At 70.8% G+C, this 3,040-nt stretch carries 3 protein-coding genes; all 3 read left to right on the top strand.

Annotation, left to right across the window (positions count from 1 at the left end; translation table 11 throughout):
- Positions 1-701, top strand: a 701-nt coding sequence (locus tag VJR25_RS00955) for an MFS transporter (RefSeq protein ID WP_324111581.1), incomplete at its 5' end; no start/stop codon positions are given.
- A 109-nt stretch (positions 702-810) separates the two neighbouring features.
- Positions 811-2,409: an ABC-F family ATP-binding cassette domain-containing protein gene (locus VJR25_RS00950; RefSeq protein WP_324111579.1), complete on the top strand. Its 1,599-nt coding sequence runs from the start codon at positions 811-813 to the stop codon at positions 2,407-2,409.
- Positions 2,410-2,459: 50 nt separating this feature from the next.
- Positions 2,460-2,933, top strand: a complete 474-nt coding sequence (locus VJR25_RS00945) for a cupin domain-containing protein (protein WP_324111578.1) — start codon at positions 2,460-2,462, stop codon at positions 2,931-2,933.
- Positions 2,934-3,040 lie beyond the last annotated feature (107 nt).

Here is a 3,040-nt window from a genome sequence, read left to right as displayed (position 1 = left end):
TGGCGGGGGAGACCCGCGCCGTCGCGCCGTGGCTGCCCTCGGCGCTCGGCGCCGCGGCCATCCTCGTGGTGCTGGTGGTGAGCCCGCCGCTCCTTCCGCGCGGCACGCTGCGCGCCCGGCGGGGACTGCCGAGCGTCGTGCTCATGCGCGCGATGATCGCCGGGGCGCTGTTCGGGTCGGAGGTCTACATCCCCTACCTGCTGGTCGACGGCTACCGGTTCGATCCGGCGTGGGCGGGACTCGCGCTGACGGCATCGGCGATCACCTGGTGGGCGGCGTCCGAGGTGCAGGGACGCATCGGCGAGCGCCTCGGGTCGACGCGCATCGCCGTCTACGGATGCCTCGGCCTCGCCCTCGCGGCGGCGGCCGCCACCGCCACCGCGCTGTGGCATCTGCACCCGGCCGTGCTCATCACGGGGTGGGCGTTCGCCGGTGCGGGGATGGGCCTCATGTATCCGCGGCTGACCGTGCTCACGCTGCGCTATTCGACCCCGCAGAACCAGGGGTTCAACTCGTCCGCCCTGTCGATCTTCGACGCCGTCGGATCCTCCTCGGCCACCGCCGTCATGGGCATCGTGTTCACGGCGCTCACGCCCGCGGCGGGCTTTCCCGCGGTCTTCGGGCTGGCACTCGCGCTTGCCCTCCTGGCGTTCGTCCCGGGCCTCCGGCTTGTGGACGAGGACGCCGAGGTGGCCCGGTAGGCGAGGGCCGATGCGGCATCCGGTCAGCTGACGGCACTAGACTTGGCGGCTGGCCTCTCGGCCGACCCGCCTACCTGCCCCGCGCACCTGCCCCGAAGGGACGATCATCGTGCTCGCCGTCCAAGACCTCGAGATCCGCGTGGGCGCCCGCACCCTGATGAGCGACGTGTCGTTCCGCGTGGCGGCCGGCGACAAGATCGGGCTCGTGGGGCGCAACGGCGCCGGCAAGACGACGCTCACGAAGGTGCTCGCGGGCGACCTGCTGCCCGCCGACGGCAAGGTGGACCGCGCCGGCGAACTGGGGTACCTGCCGCAGGACCCGCGCTCCGGCGACCCGGAGATGCTCGCCCGCACCCGCATCCTCGACGCCCGCGGCCTGGGCTCGCTCGCGATCGGCATGCACGAGGCGTCCCTCGCGATGGCGCACGACGACAAGGCCGCCGCCGACAAGGCGATGCGCCGGTACGCCAGCCTCACCGAGCGCTTCGAGGCCCTGGGCGGCTACGCGGCGGAGTCCGAGGCGGCGTCGATCGCGCACAACCTGTCGCTGCCCGACCGCATCCTCGACCAGCCGCTGAAGACCCTGTCCGGTGGTCAGCGCCGGCGCATCGAGCTGGCCCGCATCCTGTTCTCCGACGCCGACTCGATGATCCTCGACGAGCCGACCAACCACCTCGACGCCGATTCCGTGGTGTGGCTGCGCGAGTTCCTCAAGGGCTACAAGGGCGGACTCATCGTCATCAGCCACGACGTGGAGCTCGTCGGCGAGACCGTGAACCGGGTGTTCTACCTGGACGCCAACCGCCAGGTCATCGACGTCTACAACATGAACTGGAAGAACTACCTGCGCCAGCGGGTGGCGGACGAGGAGCGCCGCAAGAAGGAGCGCGCCAACGTCGAGAAGAAGGCCACCCAGCTGCAGCTGCAGGCGGCCCGCTTCGGCGCCAAGGCGTCCAAGGCCGCGGCCGCGCACCAGATGGTCGCCCGCGCCGAGAAGATGCTCTCCGGCCTCGACGAGGTGCGCCAGGAGGAGCGCGTCGCCAAGCTGCGCTTCCCGAAGCCGGCACCCTGCGGAAAGACCCCGTTGATGGCGTCCGGGCTGTCCAAGTCGTACGGATCGCTGGAGATCTTCACCGACGTCGACCTCGCGATCGACCGCGGCTCGAAGGTCGTCGTGCTCGGCCTCAACGGCGCCGGCAAGACGACGCTCCTGCGCATCCTCGCCGGGGTCGACGAGCCCGACACCGGGCAGCTCGAGCCGGGGCACGGCCTGAAGATCGGCTACTACGCGCAGGAGCACGAGAACCTCGACGTCGACCGATCCGTGCTCGAGAACATGATGTCCGCCGCCCCCGACATCAACGCCACCGAGGCCCGCAAGGTGCTCGGCTCGTTCCTGTTCACCGGGGACGACGTGCTCAAACCGGCCGGCGTCCTCTCCGGAGGTGAGAAGACGCGCCTGTCGCTCGCGACTCTCGTCGTCTCCAGCGCCAACATGCTGCTGCTCGACGAGCCGACCAACAACCTCGACCCGGCGTCGCGTGACGAGATCCTCGGCGCGCTCGCGCACTACGAGGGCGCGGTGGTGCTCGTCTCCCACGACGAGGGCGCGGTTCAGGCGCTGAACCCCGAGCGGGTGCTGATCCTGCCCGACGGCGTCGAGGACATCTGGGGTCGCGACTACATCGACCTGATCACCCTCGCCTGATCCGCTCCCGGCTCGACCGGACGCGAGGCCGCCGCCTAGTCTGGGGTGTCGTGATCATCGACGAGCGGGATCGGGACGAGGGAGCAGCGGTGAGCGGATATCAGGTCGCACAGATCGGGGCGCTGGACGAGTGGCGCCGCCACTACGGAGGCTTCGTCGAGTCGCGCTCCCGCGACGGGCGCCGGGTGGTCGACCACGAGCTGACGATGCAGTACATCGGGATGACGGCGAACGCCCTCGTCCCCGGTGAAGAGGCGGGGTACTGGCACGTGCACGAGCGCATCGAGGAGCTGTACGTGTTCCTCGGCGGGCTCGGTCAGATGGGGCTCGACGACGATGTCGTCGAGGTCGGTCCGGGAACGGTCGTGCGCGTCGGACAGGGCGTGGCCCGCACCTGGCGTGCGCGTCCGGACAGCCCCGAGGAGCTGCGCTGGCTCTGCATCCGCGCCGGTGGCGACCAGCTGCCGCACCTGCCCGACGACAGTGCGCGGCTGCCCGACCGGCCCATGCCCTGGACCGACTGAGGGGGCAGCAGGAGGCGCGGCCGGTCAGCGCCGGCCGTGCAGATCGTCGAGCAGTTCGTCCTCCTCGGACATGTCCCGGTCGGCCTTCTTCGGGAACATGACGCGCT

This window comes from Microbacterium sp., assembly GCF_035277845.1.
In the GTDB taxonomy this organism is placed as follows: domain Bacteria; phylum Actinomycetota; class Actinomycetes; order Actinomycetales; family Microbacteriaceae; genus Microbacterium.
The sequence above is the reverse complement of the archived record's forward strand: the minus strand, read 5'-3'. Positions and strand labels throughout refer to the sequence as shown.